Origin of the sequence: Xanthomonas vasicola, assembly GCF_000772705.2 — a bacterium.
Taxonomy (GTDB): Bacteria; Pseudomonadota; Gammaproteobacteria; order Xanthomonadales; family Xanthomonadaceae; genus Xanthomonas; species Xanthomonas vasicola.
This window is the reverse complement of record NZ_JSBW02000094.1, coordinates 13,124-32,642: the sequence shown is the minus strand read 5'-3', so window position 1 is coordinate 32,642 and position 19,519 is coordinate 13,124. Positions and strand designations below refer to the sequence as shown.

The window sequence follows — 19,519 nt, the reverse complement described above, 5'->3', positions numbered from 1 at the left end:
TGGTGACCGAGCACCGTTGAGTTGCTGCGGGCAAGCCGCGCCCGGTGCCGCATCTGCACCTCGTCTTCGCGGTCATCGCGCCGGCGCAGGCGAAACCTGCGGCCTTGCCTGCCACATCGTCGACATTCGTTCGCTCGGTGCGCCATCTCTGCGCGCCGGTAGCAAACCGCCATCTCGTCGAAGAAATTAAGTCATCGAAAGTAAGTAAATTTCCCGCCGAGTCGACCGCCGATCACGGCCGGCTCGCCCTCGCTCACTGCCTTGGTCGGTGGAGTGAGGGCGCGGTCCGGCGAATGCATCGATGGTGTCGACCCATCGGTCCTCGTCATCAGTGCTGCACCTTCCTTCCTTCTGGAGACGAGAGACATGACGACTTCTTGTAAGACCCATCCGCTGGCCCGTGCATGCAGGCTCGTTGGAACGCTTGTGCTATTGGCAGCCCTGCCACAGTTGGCGATGGCGGCCTGTAACGACTCCACCGCAAATAAAATGGATGCCATCCTGTTCAATAGCGCCAATAAAACGACGGTGCTGGCGCATCGCGGTCTGTGGGGAAGCTATTCGGGAATCCGCGATATGCCGGAGAATTCGCGCGGCGCGTTGCAGGCTGCTAATGACCAGTGCATGGATGGCGTGGAGTTGGACGTCAAGCTCACCAGCGACGGTGTGCCGGTCCTGTTGCACGACTACAACCTTGGCCGTACCACCACGGTGTGGCAGCAGCATCCAGGCGTTAAATACGACCCGATCACCAATCAGGGCGTGAATCCATCCATCCTGGTGACGCCCTGGTCGCAGGTCGGTTCACTTTTTCTGCTGAGTCCAGACCGCAGAACCATCTCCGCCTATCACGTGCCGCGGGTCGATGAGGTGTTCACCTATTACAGGCAGCACAACCTGCGCGTACCGATGGTGTTCGACATCAAGGATGCGGCCACGGTACGCGCCGTCCGCAGGGCAGCCGAAGACGCGTTCGGTGTTGCGTCCGGCACCTATGTTGCCGCCAAGGTCAATGCAACGCTGTACACCAGCCGCGCTGCCTACCGTGCCGACGGGAGCGGCATGGTCGGTATTCCGGTCTTCACCACAAACATGCTCGGCAAGATCAACGTGCGCCAGACGATCTCGGCGTGGATGAACGACGGCCAGCAGACGATGGAAATCAACGTCAAGCAGCTCGGTGGCTTGTTGCAAAGCGATGCCGACTTCATTCGTGAGCGCGGCTATCGCGTCGGTGTGTTTCAGGCCATTCCCGACGGTCCGTATGCCGGCAAGTTCTATCAAAACAGCGGCGCGTGCTGCTACGCCTTGTCGGATCTGTATTTCTCCTACTCGGGCGGCCGCGACACGGCCGACAATCGCGGCAGTCTGGATTTCATCACGCGCGACGAGGACTTCCGCCTGATCACCACCGATGACCCGAAGGGCGCCATCGCTTATTTGCGTGCGCGCGGCAAGCACGAATAACGCATGCATCTGGTTGGCCCACGGGCCGAACCCGACGGCGGCGCTGACCGTCGTCGGTTCTTGTCTAACGGAGGTTGTCGTATGGTTTCCACACGTGTGTTGCCTGCCGCGCTAGCGGCGAGCCTGATCTTCTGCGTGGCAGTGGCGCAGGCCGCCACTGCCGCATCCGATGTCCGCAGCAACCAGGCACCGGTGCTGCAGATCGGCAAACAATCGCTCGATGCGCAGGAGTACCGCGCGCTTGCGCTGGCCGGCTTGCCACAGGATTTCAATCCGGCCAGTGCGGCCGATCCGGAGTTTGTGCGCGAATTCGCCGATCGCCTGTTGCTGGTGCAGCAGGCCCGGCGCGTGCATTTGCAGGACGACCCGGTCGTGGCCGCACGGATCCGTCAGGCGACCGATGCGATCCTGGCCAAGGCCGTGCAGACGCGTGCACGCGAAAGCGCGCGTATCGATGCTTCGCAGATAAAAGCGCAATTCGATGCGCACCCACACGATTATGATGAAGTGCACTTGAGTCATTTGTTCGTGGCGTTGAAGCCGCAGGGTGAGGCGCGGCGTGGTACGCCCCTGACCGATGCTCAGGCGCTTGCCCGGGCGCAGCGCCTGAAGCAACAGCTGGAGTCCGGTACACCATTTGCCGAACTGGCGATGCGCGAATCCGACGATGGCAGTACTGCGGCCGAAGGCGGCGAACTGTCGCCGATTTTCCTGCGCAATGTGGCGGATGCGTTTGTCGCGCCGGTGCAGGATCTGGCAGTGGGGCAGGTGTCGGCCCCAGTGCGTGGCCCGGAGGGTTACCACCTGATCCGTGTCGATGCGCGGCGACCGGCAACCCTGGACAGCGCACGTGGACAGATCGAGGTGCAATTGCGCGACCAGGCGGCCGCCGGCGCATTGGAACAGCTGCGTCAGGCCAACCCGGTGCGCTTCGATCACGCCGCGCTGGAAGCGGCGTTGCGTTGAGGCGGGTTAGCTGATGACAAGCCCACTGCAAACGGCGCATGGGCTTGGCGACCGATCAGCCTGGCCATGGCGGGGCATGGTTGTTGCGATCGTGGCGGTGCTGGTGCTGGCGTTTAGTGCGTGGTCGCTGCACGCGTCGCGTGCACCCCAAGCGCCGCGCGTGCAGGATCGCACCATGACGCCGAGTGCCCCATCGATTGCCGCCCGATCACGCCAGGCATCCACCAGCGCATCGCCCAGCTTGTTCGACAACGCGATGCAGCAACGTGCCTGCCGCGAACGTCAGCACGAACAGGCTGCGCAGATCGCGCGCGGTGCGGTGAGTGCCGCAGGGTTGTCTGGTCGTGCCGGATGCGTGGCGGGCACGCCGTTGCAGATCGAGGCGATGCTCCGTACCGCCGCCGCGCGCGGCGATGTGGATGCCCAGCGCTATCTGCTGGCGCAACGCGCGGCCGACCTGATGCAGCGCGCTGTGGCGGCAGCGCCTACGCGCACGCAGCCAACCTTGTCGCCGGATGCAGAGCGCGAGGTGGCTGTCATCGTGAGCGAACTGGAAGCGCTGGCATTGGCAGGTCACCGCGATGCCATCGATACCTTGGCGCAAGTAGTGGAATCGCCGCTGCTGCATGCGCCCGACCCGGTCTATGCGGCGGCGTGGCGACTTGCCGCACGCCAGCCGCCGGGGCGAGCGCTGGAGGCGACTGCGCCACTGCAGGCCGAGGACGAAGTGTTGGACGCGCTTGCTCAACAGCAGCAGCAACAAGCGCGCACGCTGGCGGTGGAGCTATTCGACGATTGCTGCCGCCACCTGCGGCAACGACGAAATGACAGCGATGCTGCCGCTAACCAGAGCGCGTATCTCTCATCGCCGCAAGGACGCTAGCCGCGTAGGCAGCATCTGCCTCAGCGGAAGTAACGCGCCTGCAATGGCAAGGTCGCCGCGCCAATCGCGCAGGCATCGGCAGGCGCTTCGGCCGGAAGCAGCACCGGCATCGGGCGGGATTGGCCGCGCCGTGGCAGGTTGTCGATCTGCACCGCCGCGATCAGACGTCGCGCCAGATCGCATGGCAGGCGTCCGCCAAACACGATGGCTTCGGGGTCGCACACGGCCGTGATGGCCGAAATGATCAACGACAGCCCCGGCGCGCTCCGGACGATCCAGCGCTCGATCGCCGGCCAGGCCGGATCGTAAGCGGCCAGCAAACTGCGCACATCGGCAAAGATCACGCCGTCTTCGGCCAGCAGTTCACGCAGCAATTCCAGGGTGGCGCGTTCCAGCTTCTGCGCAGGCAACATGCCGGCAAATTCGCCGGCATTGCCGCGTGCCCCCCGCATGACTTGGCCGTCGATGACCAAGCCGCCGCCCAGTCCGTAACTCAAATACAGATACGCGAAATCGCGATGGCGTTGGCCCACGCCCAGCATTGCCTCGCCAGCGGCGGCAACGCTGCCATCGTTATCCATCCATACCGGTTGCCCGAACGCCTCGGCCAGCCACGGGCACAGTGCGATCTGGCCCAGGGCGCGCAGCGGTTCGGGCGGATTGATGAAAGCATCCTCGCCGGTGAAGAACCCGGTCATCGCTACGCCGATGCCCAGGCGTGGGCCGGCATCGTCTACGCGTGCCAGCAACGCCGCATCGGCCGCCTGCAGCTGGGTGAGCACGCCGTACAAGGTGGTGTCGGTCAGCGCGACCTCGCTGACGGCGAGCACTGCTCCGGAAAAATCCACCAATGCTAGGGTCAGCACATCGGTGGCGATGGAAATACCCAGCGTGTGCCCGTAGGCCGGATTCAGCGACACCGCCATGCCCGGCTTTCCTCGCCCGCTACGCGCCACCGCCTCACCCATCTGCACCATGCCGCGCGCCTGCAGACCTTCGATCAGCCGCACTGCGGTCTGCACAGTCAGCCCGCTGCCGCGGCTAAGGTCGGCACGGGTGAGCACACCGGCCAGACGCAGGCGGTCGAGCATGTCGCGCTCGTTAAGGCTCAGGCTCGGGAACGCAGGCGAATGCGGCGGCAACGCGACGGCAACTGATGACGGCATGGTTCGCTGTGTCATAGAGGTAGCGCTAGCTTACCCACTTCGGCCGAGCTAATTAATTCACAGTAAGTTATTGAACTGATAGCCACCGTCACTTGCAGATGACAACGTTATGCCTTCGCTCACGGGCACCAATTGCCCTCATCGGTGCCACCTGCGAGTAGGCGCCGACCCTGCGTCGCTAAGTGGTGGCAAGCGCCAGATGCGCCAGCCCGGCGCGCCAAGCCGCACGGCCACCCGAACCACGGAGGGCGCGCGCCTGGGCGGGCTGCACGCGCCCGGCCCATATTCATAACGGCATCGCGGGCGCGGATGTCCCCTGCTCTAGAACGCATGGCCCACGCCCTGAGGCCCGGCACATGGCGCGGTACCATTGGTGGTTTGAACCTCGGTCCGCGCCATGAAGATTGCCTCCTGGAACGTCAACTCGCTCAACGTGCGTCTGCCGCACCTGCAACAGTGGCTCACCGCATTCGCGCCGGACGTGGTGGGGATCCAGGAAACCAAGCTGGAAGATCATAAGTTTCCGGACGCAGCGCTGGCAGAGCTGGGCTACCGCAGCGTGTTTTGCGGGCAGAAAACCTACAACGGCGTCGCCATCCTGTCGCGCTCGCCGGCGCTGGACGTGCAGACGGGCATCCCCGGCTTCGACGACGTACAGCAGCGCGTCATCGCCGCCACGGTCGATGGCGTGCGCATCATCAATCTGTATGTGGTCAACGGCCAGGACGTGGGCACCGACAAGTACGCCTACAAGTTGCGCTGGCTGGCTGCAGCGCATGACTGGATCGCGCAGCAGCTGCAAACCTATCCACAGCTGGTGGTGCTGGGCGACTTCAACATCGCCCCGGATGCGCGTGACGTGCACGATGCGACAGTGTGGAACGAGCACCACATCCTCACCTCGACCGACGAGCGCGCCGCGCTGGAAAAACTGCTGGCGCTGGGTCTGCACGATGCATTCCGGTTGCATCCCCAAGCAGCGGAGCAGTTCAGTTGGTGGGATTACCGCCAGGCCGGTTTCCGCCGCAATCTCGGCCTGCGCATCGACCTGACGCTGGTGTCCGATGCCTTGCGCACGCGCGCCGTGGAGTCGGGCATCGACCGCGAACCGCGCACGTGGGAGCGCCCCAGTGACCACGCGCCGGCATGGGTACGGCTGGCGGAGGCGGGCGCATGAGTGGTCGGCATCTGCGTCGCAGCACGCACAAGGTAGGCGATGTCACGCTGGGACCGGTGCATCGTCTGAGTTGCCACTGCGGTGCAGTGCAAATCGATCTGGATCTACCGCACGGCCTGCTGGATCCGCGCCGTTGCGACTGTTCGATGTGCCGCCGGCGTGGCGCCATTGTCGCGTCGGTTCCGCTCGATGGCCTGCATGTGCTGCAGGGCGAAGACGTGCTGCGGCTGTATCAGTTCAACACGCAGACGGCAGCGCATTATTTCTGCGGTGTGTGCGGCATTTACACGCATCACCAGCGCCGCTCCAACCCCAACGAATACGGCTACAACGTCGGCTGCCTGGAAGGCGTCAATCCATATGCCTTGAACATTGCCGTGCCGGTGGAAGACGGCGTGCACCATCCGGCCGATCGGGCTGTGGTGGATGTCTAAAACGAGAACGCCCGGGCGAGCCCGGGCGTTGAACAACGCGACATCTGTCTAACGCAATGCGTTAGCGCAGGCGGCCGCGGGTTGCCAGATTGACGATGGCCAGCAGGATCACCGCACCCACCAGCGACCACACGAAGGTCCACAGCGTGATGGCCTGATTGATGCCGCCGCCAAACAGGAAACCAGCGATCAGCGCACCCACAATGCCGACCACCACATTGAGGATGATGCCTTGCTGCGCATCGCGACGCATGATGATGCTGGCAAGCCAACCCACGATGCCACCGACGATCAACCAGATGATGATGCCCATGTTGCTGATCTCCTTGTTCGCGTGCACCGGAAGTGGTGCATGGACGCCATTCAACGCAGCCGCGCGTGAAGCAGCTGTCGAGCGCGATGGCCAAGTGTTTGGCTTGGTGCACAGCGCGTGACAGCGCACGCAAGTTGGCGGGTTGGTCCGGTGCAGCTGTGGCTGCGCCCGCACCGGCACGGCGAACGCGGCGAGCCGCAGGCGCGTCAGTTACTTGGCCCGGCGCTGGGCATCGACCCGGCGCTGGTGCCATTGCAGCGCGATGCACGCGGGCGTCCCTCGCTGCAGCCGGCGCTGCCTAACTGCGACACCGGCTGGAGCCATAGCGGCGAGTATCTGCTGGTGGGGCTGGGCGAGGGCGTGCGGCTGGGTGTGGATCTGGAGCGCATCCGCGCGCGTCCGCGTGTGCTGGAGATCGCGCAACGCTTCTTCCATCCCGACGAAATCGCCTTGCTCACCGCGCTGGCGCCGGACGCACAGCACGCGTTGTTCTTCCGGCTGTGGTGCGCCAAGGAAGCCTTGCTCAAGGCGTATGGGCATGGCCTGTCATTCGGCCTGCATCGGCTTGCGTATGCACTCACGCTCGATGGTGCGCTGCACCTGCAGTGGTGCGATCCGGAGCTTGGCCAGGCCGCGCAATGGAAGTTGCACGAATGGTGGGCTGCACCGGAGTGTCGCGCCGCGTTGGCGTTCTATCCATTGGCGGGCGTGTAAGCCGGCCGCCGTGCGTGATTACGCCACACCGTGCGGCAGAATCGGCTGACGAAACTGCGCCACGCCATCCAGGTCGCGCAGGGTCACCGTAAGCACGCCGCTGCGTCCATCGATCTCCACCTCGCCGAAGAACTGGTAACCGGCCAGCGGTGACGTGTTGGGCGCAGGTGGCGCCTTTTGAAACACCACGCACGGGCCGAACGTGGCATCCAGTCCATTCGGCCCGAAACTGCCGGCATTGAGCGGGCCGCCGACAAATTCCCAGAACGGTTCGAACTGCTGAAACGCCGCGCGATCGGGATGGCAATAACGGGCCGCGCAGTAATGCACATCGGCCATGAGCCACACCGTATTGCGGATGCGTGCGTGGCTGATGAAGCGCAACAGCGTGGCGATTTCCTGTTCGCGGCCACGTGGTACGCCGGAGTCGCCATTGGCGATCGCTTCCCAGCGCGGGCGCCCGTTCGCATCTTCGCCATCGGGCACCTGCGGGCCGATCGGCATGTCGGCAGCAATCACTTCCACTGCGCCCGCGAACCCGCCAGTTCGCGTTGCAACCACGCCAATTGCTCCGTCCCGAGAAACGCGGCATCGGGGCTGGGCTGCGGTTGCAGGTTGTCGCTGTTGGCGCCGCGGTCACTGGGCATGTCCAGCACGAACACATCCAGCAGCGGGCCGTAGGCAATCTTGCGATAGATGCGTCCGTTGCCATCGGCACGCACGCCGCGCATCGGCGCATATTCCAGGAACGCCTGGCGGGCGCGCTTGGCCAGCACGTCGATGTCGCGCACCCGATAGCGCGCATCCAACTGTTTGCCGGGTGACCAGTTATTGGTGGTTTCGTGGTCGTCCCATTGCCAGATTTGCGGCACTTCGGCGTTGAAGCGGCGCACGTGCTCATCGAGCAGGTTGTAACGGTAATTGCCGCGGAATTCGTCCAGCGTTTCGGCCACCTTACTTTTGGCCGCGGTGGTGAGCTTACGCCAGCGCTTGCCGTCTTCCACCGTCAGTTCGGCCGGGATCTGGTTGTCGGCATAGATGGTGTCGCCGCTGTGGAGGAAGAAATCCGGATTGCGCTCGCGCATCGCGTTGTAGATACGCATGCCGCCGATATCCGGATTGATGCCGAAGCCCTGGCCAACCGTGTCGCCACTCCAGACAAAGCGGACATCGCCACGCACCTGCGGTGCACTGCGCAGGTGGCCGTGGACGGGCGCGCTCAACACACCGCTGTCGGCATCTTCGAAACGCACGCGATAGAAGATGTCCTGGTTGCGTGGCAGGCCGCTCAGGTCCGCACGTGCGGTGAAGTCGTGCGCCGCCGATGCGATCGTGCCGTCCACGCGCCGCTCCTGACGCAGGCTTGGGCGGGTGTCCCATTCCACCCGCAACCGCGCCGGGCGATTGGCGCGGCTCCACAGCATCGCGCGGCCATCCAGCACATCGCCGCCCTGCACCCCGTCGGTGATGGTCGGCCCCAGACGGGGCTGGCAACGGTCTCGTCCTGGCGCACGATGGTGCGCATGTTTGGGTCGCTGCCACCTGCCAACGCATCGGCACCGCTGCGCGCAGGCCGCCGCGTCCGTCCGGGTCCAGCGGGCGGGGGCCAGCCGCGTCCAGCTCACAAAGCCGTCGGCCAGCGGGTCGCCTGCCGCCACGCCCAGGGTGAAGGGGTCGGTACTGCCGCTGGCGCGTGCGAAGGGGCTAAGCAGCCCGGCTGCAGCCAGAGTGGCGCCAGCGATGAGGATGCGCCGGCGGCTGGGATCCGGTGGAGCGAGCGTGGCAGCGGAGTCAGGCAGGGGTGAGGCGGTAGACGGGTCGATCACAGGCATGGACAACAGGGCAGGGAAGCGGACGCAACCATGCAGCAGCCGCGTCATGTCAGTTTTTGCGTCAGCTAGTGCAGCCCACCTGCCGATCTATTCATGCAGCTGCGGTCACTGGAAGTGCGGGCGTCGCGCGGCAGGTGGACTAGGGGCCTAGGCAGCCACGCCATCCCTCGCCGCACCGCCTTCATCGGTACGCGCATGCCCGCCAGCCCAGCTGCGATAATCGCGCCATGAACGATGCCGTACTTGCCCCCGATGTCTCTGCCGCGCTCGAACGCGGCCTGCAGTCCCAATCCCTGGATGCGGCCTTCGCCGCGCCGCTGCTGCGCTACCTGGCCCTGCTGGTGCGCTGGAACAAGACCTACAACCTCACCGCCGTGCGCGACCCGCGCGAGATGGTGACCCGCCATCTGCTCGATTCGCTGGCCATGCAGCCCTACATCGCCAGCGGCACTCTTGCCGACCTGGGCACCGGCCCCGGCTTGCCCGGCATCCCCTTGGCGATCACCCGCCCGCAGCTGCAGGTAACGCTGGTGGAAAGCAACGGCAAGAAGGCGCGCTTCATGCGCGAAGCCTTGCGCCATCTGGAGCTGCGCAACGCCCGCGTGGCCGAATCGCGCGCCGAAGCGCTGGACGAGCCGGCGGCCTACGACCACCTCACCGCGCGCGCGCTGGACACGCTGGCCGGCATCATCGCCGTCGGCGGCCACCTGCTGCGCCCGGGCGGCAGCCTGCTGGCGATGAAGGGTGTCTATCCGCACGAAGAAATCGCCGCATTGCCCGAAGGCTGGACGATGAGCGAGGTACACCCGCTGCAGGTGCCCGGCCTGGAGGGTGAGCGGCATCTGGTGGTGGTGCGCAAGGCCTGAGCCGAAGCCGCGTTCGGCCGATCTCAAGTGGCCCGCACTCCAACCCTCTCACCGAGAGGGCAAGCTCTCGCGAAGGAGGAGTTCAACGCCGCTCTCGCCCGACGCGAGGTGGCCTGTTGTCTTCGACACGCCCAGCAAGTCCCTTCCCCGCTGCCGGGGAAGGGACTTGGCGGATGGGGGCATTAACCGACGCGCCCCTGCCATATCAGGCCAGCCGTTGACACGCCTGCCAGACCAGGGCAACAGCCCGCGTTGGGACTTCCGGCCCATGGCAGCGTGCCCGGGTGCTGCCATGATCGGGCGTTCGCTCCAGATCAGGCTTTCCGCACGTGACCTCTCCGCTCGCCGCCGCACTCTCGCTCGCCCTGCTGGGCGCAGGCTTCGCCGCCACCTCGGCGTACGCCGCCACGCCGCCCGCTCCGGCCACGCTCACTGCCGAAGCACCCGCCGACGCGCGCTTCCGCGCCATCTATGAAAAAGAATGGGCCTGGCGCCAGGCCGAGACCGGTCAGGCCGACGAAGACAGCGACACCACCGGCGACAACACGCATCTGCCCGATGTCAGCGCGGCCGCGCAGCAGGCGCGTCTGGCGGTATGGGACGGCGTACTCAAGCAGCTCGACGGCATCGACCCGAAGCAGCTCTCGCCGGCCAACCAGATCAACTTCGCCATCTACCGCCCGCAGGTGGAGAACCTGGCGGCCGAAGTGCGTCTGCGCCTGTACGAAATGCCGTTCAATTCGGATACCTCGTTCTGGTCGAATCTGGGCTTCATGGCGCAGCGGCCGATGAAGACCGCGGCCGAGTACCGCGCCTACATCGCGCGCCTCAACGATGTACCGCGTTACTTCGACCAGCAGACGGTCAACATGCGCGCCGGCCTGGCACGCGGATTCAGCGTGCCGCGCGCCGTGCTCGACGGGCGCGATATGTCCATCGCCACCGTGGCCGATGTCAAAGACCCCACCGAATCGACTTTCTACGCGCCGTTCAAGCAGCTGCCTGCGCAGATTCCCGCCGCCGAGCAAGCGCAATTGCGTGAACAGGCCAGGGCGGCGTTGCGCACTGCCGTCCTTCCGGCGTACAGCAAGCTGTTGACCTTTTTCCGCAACGACTACATGCCCAAGGCGCGCACCACGCTTGCCGCCGAAGCATTGCCCGACGGCAAGGCGTTCTATCGCCAGCAGATCCGCGAATACACCACGCTGGAATTGACGCCCGAGCAGATGCATCAGATTGGCCTGGACGAAGTGGCGCGCATCCAGACGCAAATGAACGCCATCATCAAACAGGTGGGTTTCAAGGGCAGCTTCGCGCAGTTCCTGACCTTCCTGCGCACCGACCCGCAGTTCTACGCCAAGACCCCGCAAGAGTTGCTCGATCGCGCCGCATGGATTTCCAAGCGCGTGGACGGGCAGGTGGGCAAGTTCATCGGTACGCTGCCGCGCGGGCGCTTCACCATCAAGCCGGTGCCGGATGATATTGCGCCGTTCTGGACCGCTGGCCGCGGTGGTGCCACCACCTACTGGGTCAATACCTACAACCTGCCGTCGCGGCCGCTGTACAACCTGCCGGCGCTGACCTTGCACGAGTCCTCGCCCGGTCATTCGCTGCAGGGGTCGCTGGCGCTGGAGCAGGGCGAGCAACCGGCGTTCCGGCGCGAGAACTACATTTCCGCCTACGGTGAAGGCTGGGCGCTGTACACCGAAAAGCTCGGCCAGGAGATGGGCATCTACGAGACCCCGTACGAAGCGTTCGGCCGGCTCACCTACGAGATGTGGCGCGCCTGCCGGTTGGTGATCGACACCGGGGTGCACCATGACGGCTGGAGCCGCGAGCAGGCACTAGCCTATCTGCGCGACCGCACCGCGCTCAGCGAGCACGAAGTCACCACCGAAGTGGACCGCTACATCTCCTGGCCCGGCCAGGCGCTGAGCTACAAGCTGGGCGAGATCACCATCGTCAAGCTGCGCGCCGAGGCTGAAAAGGAGCTGGGCGATCGCTTCGACATCAAGGCCTTCCACGATGTGGTGCTGCGCCAGGGCTCGGTCACCCTGCCGGTGCTGGAGCAGCAGGTGCGTGCCTTCATCGCCGAAAGCAAGGCGCGCCCGACAGATACCAAACCGGCCCGTCGCGCGGCGCCGTGATGCCGAGTGGACAATGACCGGTCGAAACGATCGGCGCGCAGAATTTCAACAAAGCAGCAAGCTGTCCGGCGTGGTTTCGTGCTTTCCCAGAACCGCCAGCCAACTGTCTGCTGAGGTGTCCTTGCCGATTGCGGGGCCGCTTGCGGCATGGATGCCGCCATCGAGCCCCCATGGATGGGTCTACGGCGTGTCCCGCGAGCGGTGAGGGCACCGCGCGCTCGGTCACCAGGCATCTGACCTGAGCGTCCGAGTGCACACAACCACGCGACACCCCCATGAAATTGTGTAACCACCCCGGCCCCTATACGCTGCGCCCATGCTGCTCCATCGCGCCCGCCTGCTGCACCCGTTGCTACGCCTGATGGCGTTGGCGGTGCTGGTCATGGGCGTACTGGTCGCACCGGTCGCCTGCGCGCTGGGCGATGTGCATGCGTTGGCGCACGACCAGGCGCATCTGGACGACACCGCACCGCATGGCCATGACGGCGCCGACGAAGGCGATGCCGGCGAACGCGACGGTGCCGGTTTGCTGCATGCCTTGATGCATAGCGGCTATTGCCACGGGCACAGCCCGGCCATGCTGCCGGCGCTGGCCTGGGGCCTGTTGCCTGCACGCACGCACGGGCAGCCGCCCGTGCTGACCACCGATTACCGCTCGCATCTGAGCGAGACAGGGTTGCGTCCTCCGATCGCGGCCTGATGCACCGCCGGCAGCTGCCGGCCTGTCCATCGATCCCGATTCCGGAGACACCCTCATGTGGTTGCGACTGACGGCGCTTGCCGTCTTCGCGGTTGCGTCGTGTGCCAACGCGCAGGACCTGCCGCCTAAACCCGTGCTGACCCTGGACGACGCCATTGCGCGCGTCGCCCGCCAGCACCCCGACCTGCGCCTGGTCGATGGCCAACGCGCGGTCCTCACCGCCGACGCCGAGCGCGATGCACTGCGTCCGCCGTTGCGCATCGGTGCCGAACTGGAAAACGTATTCGGCACCGGCCCCACCCGCGCGCTGGACCAGGCCGAACTCACCGTCACGCTGGCCGGCGTGCTGGAACGCGGCGGCAAGCTCGACGCGCGCCGCACCCTGGCGCAGGCGCGTATCGATGTACTGGCACCGCAACGCGCGCTGGCCCGGCTGGATGTGCTGGCCGAAGTGGCGCGGCGCTACCTGGCCATCGGCATGGCCACGCAGCGGCACGCGGTTGCGCTGGAAACGCTGGTCCAGCGCCAACGCACCGTCAGTGCCGCGCGCCAGCGGTTGCAGGCCGGCGCATCGCCCGAATCGGTGCTGCTGACCGCCCAAGCCCTGCAGGCGCGCGCAGAACTCGAACGCGACCGCGCCCAGCAGGAACTGCTCGCCGCACGCCGCCAATTGGCGGTGTTGTGGGGCGATCGCACGCCGGACTTCGGTGCGATCACTGGCGACCCGTTGCAGCTGCCGGCGATTCCCGAGTTCGAGGTGTTGGCGCAACTGCTCGACGCCACGCCGGAACTGGCACGCTTGAACGGCGAGCAGCGCGTGCGCGAGGCACGGGTGCACTTGGCACGCAGCCAGGCGCGCCCGGATCTCGACTGGCAGGTGGGCGTACGTCGGCTCGAAGGCAACGAGGCCACTGCGTTGCTCGGCAGCGTCTCGCTGGCGTTGGGTAGCGCTACACGCACGCAGCCGGAAATTCGCGCAGCCGAAGCGGAGCTGTCATTGCTGGAGATCGAACGTCAATCGCAGGCGCTGACGCTCTACACAACGCTGGCCGATGCGCATGGTCGCTACCGTGCAGCACAGCTGGAAGTGACGCGCATGCGCAGCGATGTGCTGCCTGCACTCGCACGCGCCGATGCCGCTGCCGAACGCGCCTATCGTGCCGGTGCCACCAGTTATCTGGACTGGGCGCAGCTGCAGGCGCAACGCAGCGATGCGCGTCAGCAGCAACTGGCTACCGCATTGGAAGCGCAGACCGCGTTGATCGAAATCCAGCGCCTGACCGGGCAGCCATTCGTGCGCGATCCTGCCGCGCAGGTGACGCCATGAACGTTACTTCCGCGTCGCGTTTTCGTGCGGCGTGCGTGGACTTCGTTGCAATCGCTGCATCCGCAGGGATGTCGGCACCCAGCACTCTCGAAACGATGCCCATGCCTGCCGCACTTCCAGCGCAACCCATCTCCATTCGTTTGCCCGACGCAACGCGTCGGCGCCAACCAGGATCACCTTCGATGACACATTTCATGATCGCGCCGCTGTTGCTGGCGCTGTTTCTCAGCGGCTGTGGCCGCAGCAGTGAAGCATCGCACGATGACCACGCCGGGCACGCCGCCGAAGGCGGAGCAGGCGCCGATGCACACGGCGACGCAGCCAAGACCGGCATCCATGGCGGGCGACTGCTCAACCAGGACGGCGACAGCGTGGAGCTGGTCATCGCCGAAGACGGCACACCACCCACCTACCAGGCATGGCTGTACCGCGATGGCAAACCGTTGCCGGCCACCGCCGGCAGCGTGGAAGTGCAACTAAAGCGGCTCGGCGGCGTGAGTGAAGTCCATCAATTGCGGCCGCGCGACGACGGCAGTCTGCTGGCCGAAACCACGGTCAGCGAGCCGCATTCGTTCGATGTGGAAGTGCGCGCCACCGTGCAGGGCAAGACACATCATTGGAGCTATCCCAGCTACGAGGGGCGCACCACCATCGCGGGCAAGATTGCGCAGGACGCGGGCATTCGTGTCGCCGCCGTCAGCGCTGGCAGCATCGCCGACCAGCACGAAGTGCAAGGCTTACTGACGCCTGCAGAAGGTGCGCAGGCACAAGCCACCGCGCGTTTTCCCGGCCCGGTGCGCAGCCTGCGCGTCAATGTGGGCGAGCAGGTGCGCGCAGGCCAGGCGCTGGCCACGGTGGAGAGCAATCTGAGCCTGACCACCTACTCGGTGAGCGCGCCGATCAGTGGCGTCGTGCTTGCGCGCAACGCCAGCCTGGGCAGCAACGCAGGCGAAGGTCAGGCGCTGTTCGAAATCGCCGACCTGTCCACCTTGTGGGTGGATCTGCATATCTTCGGTGCCGACGCCGGGCACATCACCGCCGGCGCACCGGTGACGGTGACGCGCATCAGCGATGGCGTGGTGGCGCAGACCACCCTGGAACGCGTATTGCCGGGCACCGCCACCGCGAGCCAGAGCACTGTCGCGCGCGCGGTGTTGCGCAATAGCGATGGCTTGTGGCGGCCGGGTTCCGCAGTGAAGGCGCGGGTAACGGTGGCGCAGCAGCCGGCGGCGATGGTGGTGCCGGTTGGTGCGTTGCAGCAGTTTCGCGACTGGAATGTGGTGTTTGTACGGGTGGGCGATGTGTACGAGGTGCGGCCGGTGAAGCTGGGCGCGCGCGATGCGCAGCAGGTGGAAGTGTTATCGGGCTTGGCGGCAGGCGATGCGGTGGTGGTGGAGCAGAGTTACCTGGTGAAGGCCGATATCGAGAAGTCGGGGGCTTCGCATGATCATTGATCGCGTTGGTTTGTGTGGCATTGCGTTGTCGAGTGGGGGCGTTTGTTGGGTGCAAGGGGATGTGCCACGTCCAAGGCCTTCGCGCCCTCTTGGGCTAGGGCGAGGGCTTTCGCGCCCCTTCGGGCTGGAGCAGAGGCTTTCGCGCTCCTTCGGGCTAGGGCAAAGGCTTTCACGCCCTGTCGGGCGCGAGTCACTTTTCTTTGCTTGTGCAAAGAAAAGTAACCAAAAGAAAGCACACCCCGTCCTCGCGCCCTCCGCGCCTGCGGCGCTGCGGGTTCGCAAGGCCGGCAGAAATTTCTGTAAGGGACGTCCCTGTCCCTTACAAAAACGTCGCGCATCCATGCGCGCCGCCCTGCGGGTTGTATCTGCCGGCCTTGCCGCTGCGGTATGGGGTCCCGAAAGCAAACAACAACAGCAACAACAGCAACAACGAGAACTAACACCACGACGGTGCTGGCGCGAGGGTGAGTGTTTGTTTGGTGTGGTGCGGCGCGTTCCTGTGGGGCAGCGGCGCTGTCTGTCGGTGGTACGACCAGTGCGATGCTCGGCGCAGTGCGGTGCCAGGTGTGCGCGGAGGTGTTTGTCATGCTGACCAACATCATCCGGTTTGCGATCGCCCAGCGCTGGTTGATGCTGGCATTGACGGGCGTGCTGGTTGCGATTGGTGCGTGGAGTTTTTCGCGCTTGCCGATCGATGCAACGCCCGATATCACCAACGTGCAGGTGCAGGTCAACACTGCGGCGCCGGGCTATTCGCCGCTGGAATCCGAGCAGCGGGTGGCGTTTCCGCTGGAGACGGTGCTGGCAGGTTTGCCGGGCCTGGAATCCACGCGCTCGCTGTCGCGCTACGGTTTATCGCAGGTGACCGCAGTCTTCGCCGACGGCACCGATCTGTATTTCGCGCGGCAACAGGTGGCCGAGCGCTTGCAGCAGGTCAAGTCGCAATTGCCGGCCGATCTGGAGCCGCAGCTAGGGCCGCTTGCCACCGGCCTGGGCGAGATCTTCATGTACACGGTGGAAGCCCAACCGAACGCGCGCAAACCCGACGGCAGTGCGTGGACGGCGACCGATCTGCGTACCTTGCAGGATTGGGTGGTGCGCCCGCAGCTGCGCAATGTGCCGGGCGTGACCGAGGTCAACACCATCGGCGGCTATGCGCGGCAGATCCATATCACGCCCGACCCCGCGCGCATGGTCGCGTTGGGATTTACCCTGGACGACGTCGCGCAAGCGGTCGAAGCCAATAACCGCAACATCGGCGCCGGCTATATCGAACGCAACGGCCAGCAGTTTCTGGTGCGGGTGCCGGGGCAGGTGGATGACATCGCGCAGATTGGCGCGATCGTGCTGGATCGACGCGCCGGTGTGCCGATCCGCGTGCGCGATGTGGCGCAAGTGGGCGAGGGCCGCGAACTGCGCACCGGTGCGGCCACCCAGGACGGCAACGAGGTGGTGCTCGGCACGGTGTTCATGCTGGTCGGCGCCAATAGCCGCACCGTGGCGCAGGCCGCAGCGCAGCGGTTGGAGGTGGCTAACGCCAGCCTGCCCGCAGGCGTGCAGGCGGTGCCGGTGTACGACCGCACTGCCTTGGTAGACCGCACCATCGTCACCGTCGCCAAGAACCTGATCGAAGGCGCGTTGCTGGTGATCGTGGTGTTGTTCCTGTTGCTGGGCAATGTGCGCGCAGCGTTGATCACGGCTGCGGTGATTCCGTTGGCGATGTTGTTCACGCTCACTGGCATGGTGCGCGGCGGTGTGTCCGGCAATCTGATGAGTCTGGGTGCGCTGGACTTCGGTTTGATCGTCGATGGCGCTGTGATCATCGTGGAGAACTGCCTGCGCCGCTTCGGCGACGCGCAACTTCGGCTTGGGCGCGTGCTCGAGCGCGATGAGCGTTTCGAGCTCACTGCCGAAGCTACTGCCGAGGTGATTCGCCCCAGCCTGTTCGGCCTGGGCATCATCACCGCGGTGTATCTGCCGGTGTTTGCGCTGACCGGCATCGAAGGCAAGATGTTTCACCCGATGGCGATCACCGTAGTGCTGGCACTGGCCGGCGCGATGCTGCTGTCGCTGACCTTCGTGCCTGCAGCGATTGCATTGCTGCTTGGCGGCAAGGTGGCCGAGCACGAAAACCGTGCGATGCGCTGGGCACGTCGGGTGTATGCACCGTTGCTCGATGGCGCGCTGCGTCACGGCCGCTGGGTCGGCATTGCGGCCTTCGCGACGGTGGCGCTGTGCGCGGTGTTGGCCACGCGCTTGGGCAGCGAGTTCATTCCGAACCTGGATGAAGGCGATATTGCACTGCATGCCTTGCGCATTCCCGGCACCAGCCTGGAACAGGCCATTACCATGCAATCCACCCTGGAAAAACGCATCAAGCAGTTTCCGGAAGTGGCGCATGTGTTCGGCAAACTCGGCACCGCCGAAGTGGCCACCGACCCGATGCCACCATCCGTTGCCGATACGTTCCTAATCATGCATCCGCGCGCGCAGTGGCCGGATCCGCGCAAGCCCAAAGCGCAATTGCTGGCCGAGATTGAGGAGGCGGTGAAGCAGTTGCCCGGCAACAATTACGAGTTCACCCAGCCAATCCAGATGCGCATGAACGAGTTGATTTCTGGCGTGCGTGCGGATGTGGCGATCAAGGTCTATGGCGACGATCTGGACACGTTGGTCAAGCTCGGGCAGCGCGTGCAGGAAATCGCCAGCGCAGTGCCGGGCGCCGCCGATGTGAGTCTGGAACAGGCCACCGGCCTGCCGATGCTGGCGGTGGTGCCCGATCGTGCCGCGCTGGCCGGCTACGGGCTCAATCCCGGCGTGGTGCAGGACACCGTGGCGGCGGCAGTGGGCGGGCAGGCGGCCGGGCAATTGTTCGAAGGCGACCGGCGCTTCGACATCGTGGTGCGTTTGCCGGAGGCGCTGCGCCAAGACCCCACCGCGCTGGCCGATCTGCCGATCCCGCTACGTGGCGATGGCGAACGTGCGGATCTGGACGAGTCCAGCCGCGCAGCAGGCTGGCGCAGTGGCGAACCGGCCACCGTGCCGCTGCGCGAGGTCGCCAAGATCGATACCGTGCTGGGCCCCAACCAGATCAATCGCGAAGACGGTAAACGCCGCATCGTGATTACCGCCAATGTGCGTGATCGCGATCTGGGCGGTTTTGTCGCCGAGGTGCAGCAGCGCGTGCAGGCGCAGGTCAAACTGCCCACCGGCTACTGGATCGGCTACGGCGGCACCTTCGAGCAACTGATCTCCGCCAGCCAGCGCCTTGCCTGGGTGGTGCCAGGCACCTTGCTGCTGATCTTCGCGCTGCTGTACTGGTCGTTCGGTTCGCTGCGCGATGCGCTGGTGGTGTTCAGCGGCGTGCCGTTGGCACTGACCGGCGGCGTGGTGGCGTTGGCGCTGCGCGGACTGGCGTTGTCGATTTCCGCCGGCGTGGGCTTTATCGCCTTGTCTGGTGTGGCAGTGCTCAACGGCCTGGTGATGATCGCCTTCGTGCGCAGCTTGCGTGCAGAAGGCATGCCGCTGGAGCAGGCATTGCGCGAAGGCGCGTTGTCGCGCCTGCGACCGGTGCTGATGACTGCACTGGTCGCCGCGCTGGGCTTTGTGCCGATGGCCTTCAACGTCGGTGCCGGCGCCGAAGTGCAGCGCCCGTTGGCCACGGTGGTGATCGGCGGCATCGTCTCCTCCACCCTGCTCACCCTGCTGGTGCTGCCGGTGCTGTATCGCTGGCTGCATCGGCGCGGCACTGCAGCCGGTCCTGCGCTCGGCCTGTAGTTGGCGCTGCGCAGCGAAGCAGCGTTGCGCAGACGTTCGCTTCAGGCGCGTTGTGTGGGTTGCAGCGACAGGTTCCCCAGAATCATGCGTCTCGCTGACGCTTTGTCGCTGGGCATGAACTTTTCGTTGATGGCGTCGTCGCGGCGGTCTAGGTTCTCGGACAGCCCCAGCAAGTTTCATGTATGGATGATGCAACCTTAGGTTCGTTCCAAGGATGCTGAAAGCGAGCTGTTGAGCTGCCGATCCCGTCCCTCCCGCGCTGCCGCTAAGTGCTTGCGGCACATAGGAAAGCCGTG

At 65.4% G+C, this 19,519-nt stretch carries 14 protein-coding genes and 2 pseudogenes; 12 read left to right on the top strand and 4 right to left on the bottom strand.

Annotation, left to right across the window (positions count from 1 at the left end; genetic code table 11):
- The first annotated feature begins 456 nt into the window (after nt 1–456).
- The 3 genes from NX05_RS20030 (at nt 457) to NX05_RS20020 (ending at nt 3,316) form a co-directional block, all read left to right on the top strand.
- Entirely contained in the window at nt 457–1,467 is a 1,011-nt protein-coding gene (locus NX05_RS20030) for a glycerophosphodiester phosphodiesterase family protein (RefSeq protein ID WP_017118524.1), read from the top strand.
- Between the two features lie 81 nt (nt 1,468–1,548).
- Nucleotides 1,549–2,433, top strand: a complete 885-nt coding sequence (locus NX05_RS20025) for a peptidylprolyl isomerase (protein ID WP_039437510.1) — start codon at nt 1,549–1,551, stop codon at nt 2,431–2,433.
- Nucleotides 2,434–2,608: 175 nt separating this feature from the next.
- Nucleotides 2,609–3,316 (top strand): hypothetical protein, encoded by a 708-nt coding sequence (locus NX05_RS20020; RefSeq protein WP_039437636.1) that lies wholly within the window; start codon nt 2,609–2,611, stop codon nt 3,314–3,316.
- 20 nt (nt 3,317–3,336) lie between these two features.
- Here NX05_RS20020 and NX05_RS20015 read toward each other — a convergent pair whose 3' ends face one another.
- Nucleotides 3,337–4,482, bottom strand: coding sequence for an ROK family protein (locus tag NX05_RS20015; RefSeq protein WP_026112418.1), 1,146 nt, complete (start codon nt 4,480–4,482; stop codon nt 3,337–3,339).
- A 397-nt stretch (nt 4,483–4,879) separates the two neighbouring features.
- Here NX05_RS20015 and xth point away from each other — a divergent pair, with 397 nt between their 5' ends.
- Both xth and NX05_RS20005 read left to right on the top strand, forming a co-directional pair.
- Nucleotides 4,880–5,659, top strand: a complete 780-nt coding sequence (gene xth / locus NX05_RS20010) for an exodeoxyribonuclease III (protein ID WP_010374354.1) — start codon at nt 4,880–4,882, stop codon at nt 5,657–5,659.
- The gene (locus NX05_RS20005; protein ID WP_039437507.1) at nt 5,656–6,093 is read left to right on the top strand and encodes a GFA family protein; all 438 of its coding nucleotides are present in this window, start codon (nt 5,656–5,658) and stop codon (nt 6,091–6,093) included. Before xth ends, NX05_RS20005 begins: the two co-directional genes overlap by 4 nt.
- A gap of 61 nt (nt 6,094–6,154) precedes the next feature.
- Here NX05_RS20005 and NX05_RS20000 read toward each other — a convergent pair whose 3' ends face one another.
- Nucleotides 6,155–6,406: a GlsB/YeaQ/YmgE family stress response membrane protein gene (locus NX05_RS20000; protein ID WP_039437504.1), complete on the bottom strand. Its 252-nt coding sequence runs from the start codon at nt 6,404–6,406 to the stop codon at nt 6,155–6,157.
- Between the two features lie 117 nt (nt 6,407–6,523).
- Between NX05_RS20000 and NX05_RS19995 the strand changes: the two genes are divergently transcribed.
- Complete coding sequence (locus NX05_RS19995; protein WP_039437500.1) at nt 6,524–7,120, top strand: 4'-phosphopantetheinyl transferase family protein; 597 nt, start codon at nt 6,524–6,526, stop codon at nt 7,118–7,120.
- 18 nt (nt 7,121–7,138) lie between these two features.
- Here the strand turns inward: NX05_RS19995 and NX05_RS19990 are convergent.
- Together NX05_RS19990 and NX05_RS25300 are read right to left on the bottom strand one after the other, a co-directional pair.
- Nucleotides 7,139–8,544: pseudogene (locus NX05_RS19990) on the bottom strand (alkaline phosphatase D family protein).
- Between the two features lie 50 nt (nt 8,545–8,594).
- Nucleotides 8,595–8,952, bottom strand: a pseudogene (locus NX05_RS25300) (PhoD-like phosphatase N-terminal domain-containing protein); the annotation flags it as partial.
- 227 nt (nt 8,953–9,179) lie between these two features.
- Here NX05_RS25300 and rsmG point away from each other — a divergent pair.
- The 6 genes from rsmG to NX05_RS19960 all read left to right on the top strand — a co-directional run bounded on the left by rsmG (nt 9,180) and on the right by NX05_RS19960 (nt 19,223).
- Complete coding sequence (gene rsmG, locus NX05_RS19985; protein ID WP_039437498.1) at nt 9,180–9,818, top strand: 16S rRNA (guanine(527)-N(7))-methyltransferase RsmG; 639 nt, start codon at nt 9,180–9,182, stop codon at nt 9,816–9,818.
- A 329-nt stretch (nt 9,819–10,147) separates the two neighbouring features.
- Complete coding sequence (locus tag NX05_RS19980; RefSeq protein WP_039437496.1) at nt 10,148–11,965, top strand: DUF885 domain-containing protein; 1,818 nt, start codon at nt 10,148–10,150, stop codon at nt 11,963–11,965.
- Nucleotides 11,966–12,281: 316 nt separating this feature from the next.
- Nucleotides 12,282–12,665 (top strand): DUF2946 family protein, encoded by a 384-nt coding sequence (locus tag NX05_RS19975; protein WP_039437493.1) that lies wholly within the window; start codon nt 12,282–12,284, stop codon nt 12,663–12,665.
- Between the two features lie 55 nt (nt 12,666–12,720).
- The gene (locus NX05_RS19970) at nt 12,721–13,992 is read left to right on the top strand and encodes a TolC family protein (protein WP_039437491.1); all 1,272 of its coding nucleotides are present in this window, start codon (nt 12,721–12,723) and stop codon (nt 13,990–13,992) included.
- A 182-nt stretch (nt 13,993–14,174) separates the two neighbouring features.
- Nucleotides 14,175–15,446 carry an efflux RND transporter periplasmic adaptor subunit gene (locus NX05_RS19965; RefSeq protein WP_039437489.1) on the top strand — a complete coding sequence of 424 codons (1,272 nt, stop codon included), beginning with the start codon at nt 14,175–14,177 and terminating at the stop codon, nt 15,444–15,446.
- Nucleotides 15,447–16,031: 585 nt separating this feature from the next.
- Complete coding sequence (locus NX05_RS19960) at nt 16,032–19,223, top strand: efflux RND transporter permease subunit (RefSeq protein WP_039437633.1); 3,192 nt, start codon at nt 16,032–16,034, stop codon at nt 19,221–19,223.
- Nucleotides 19,224–19,519: the final 296 nt, after the last annotated feature.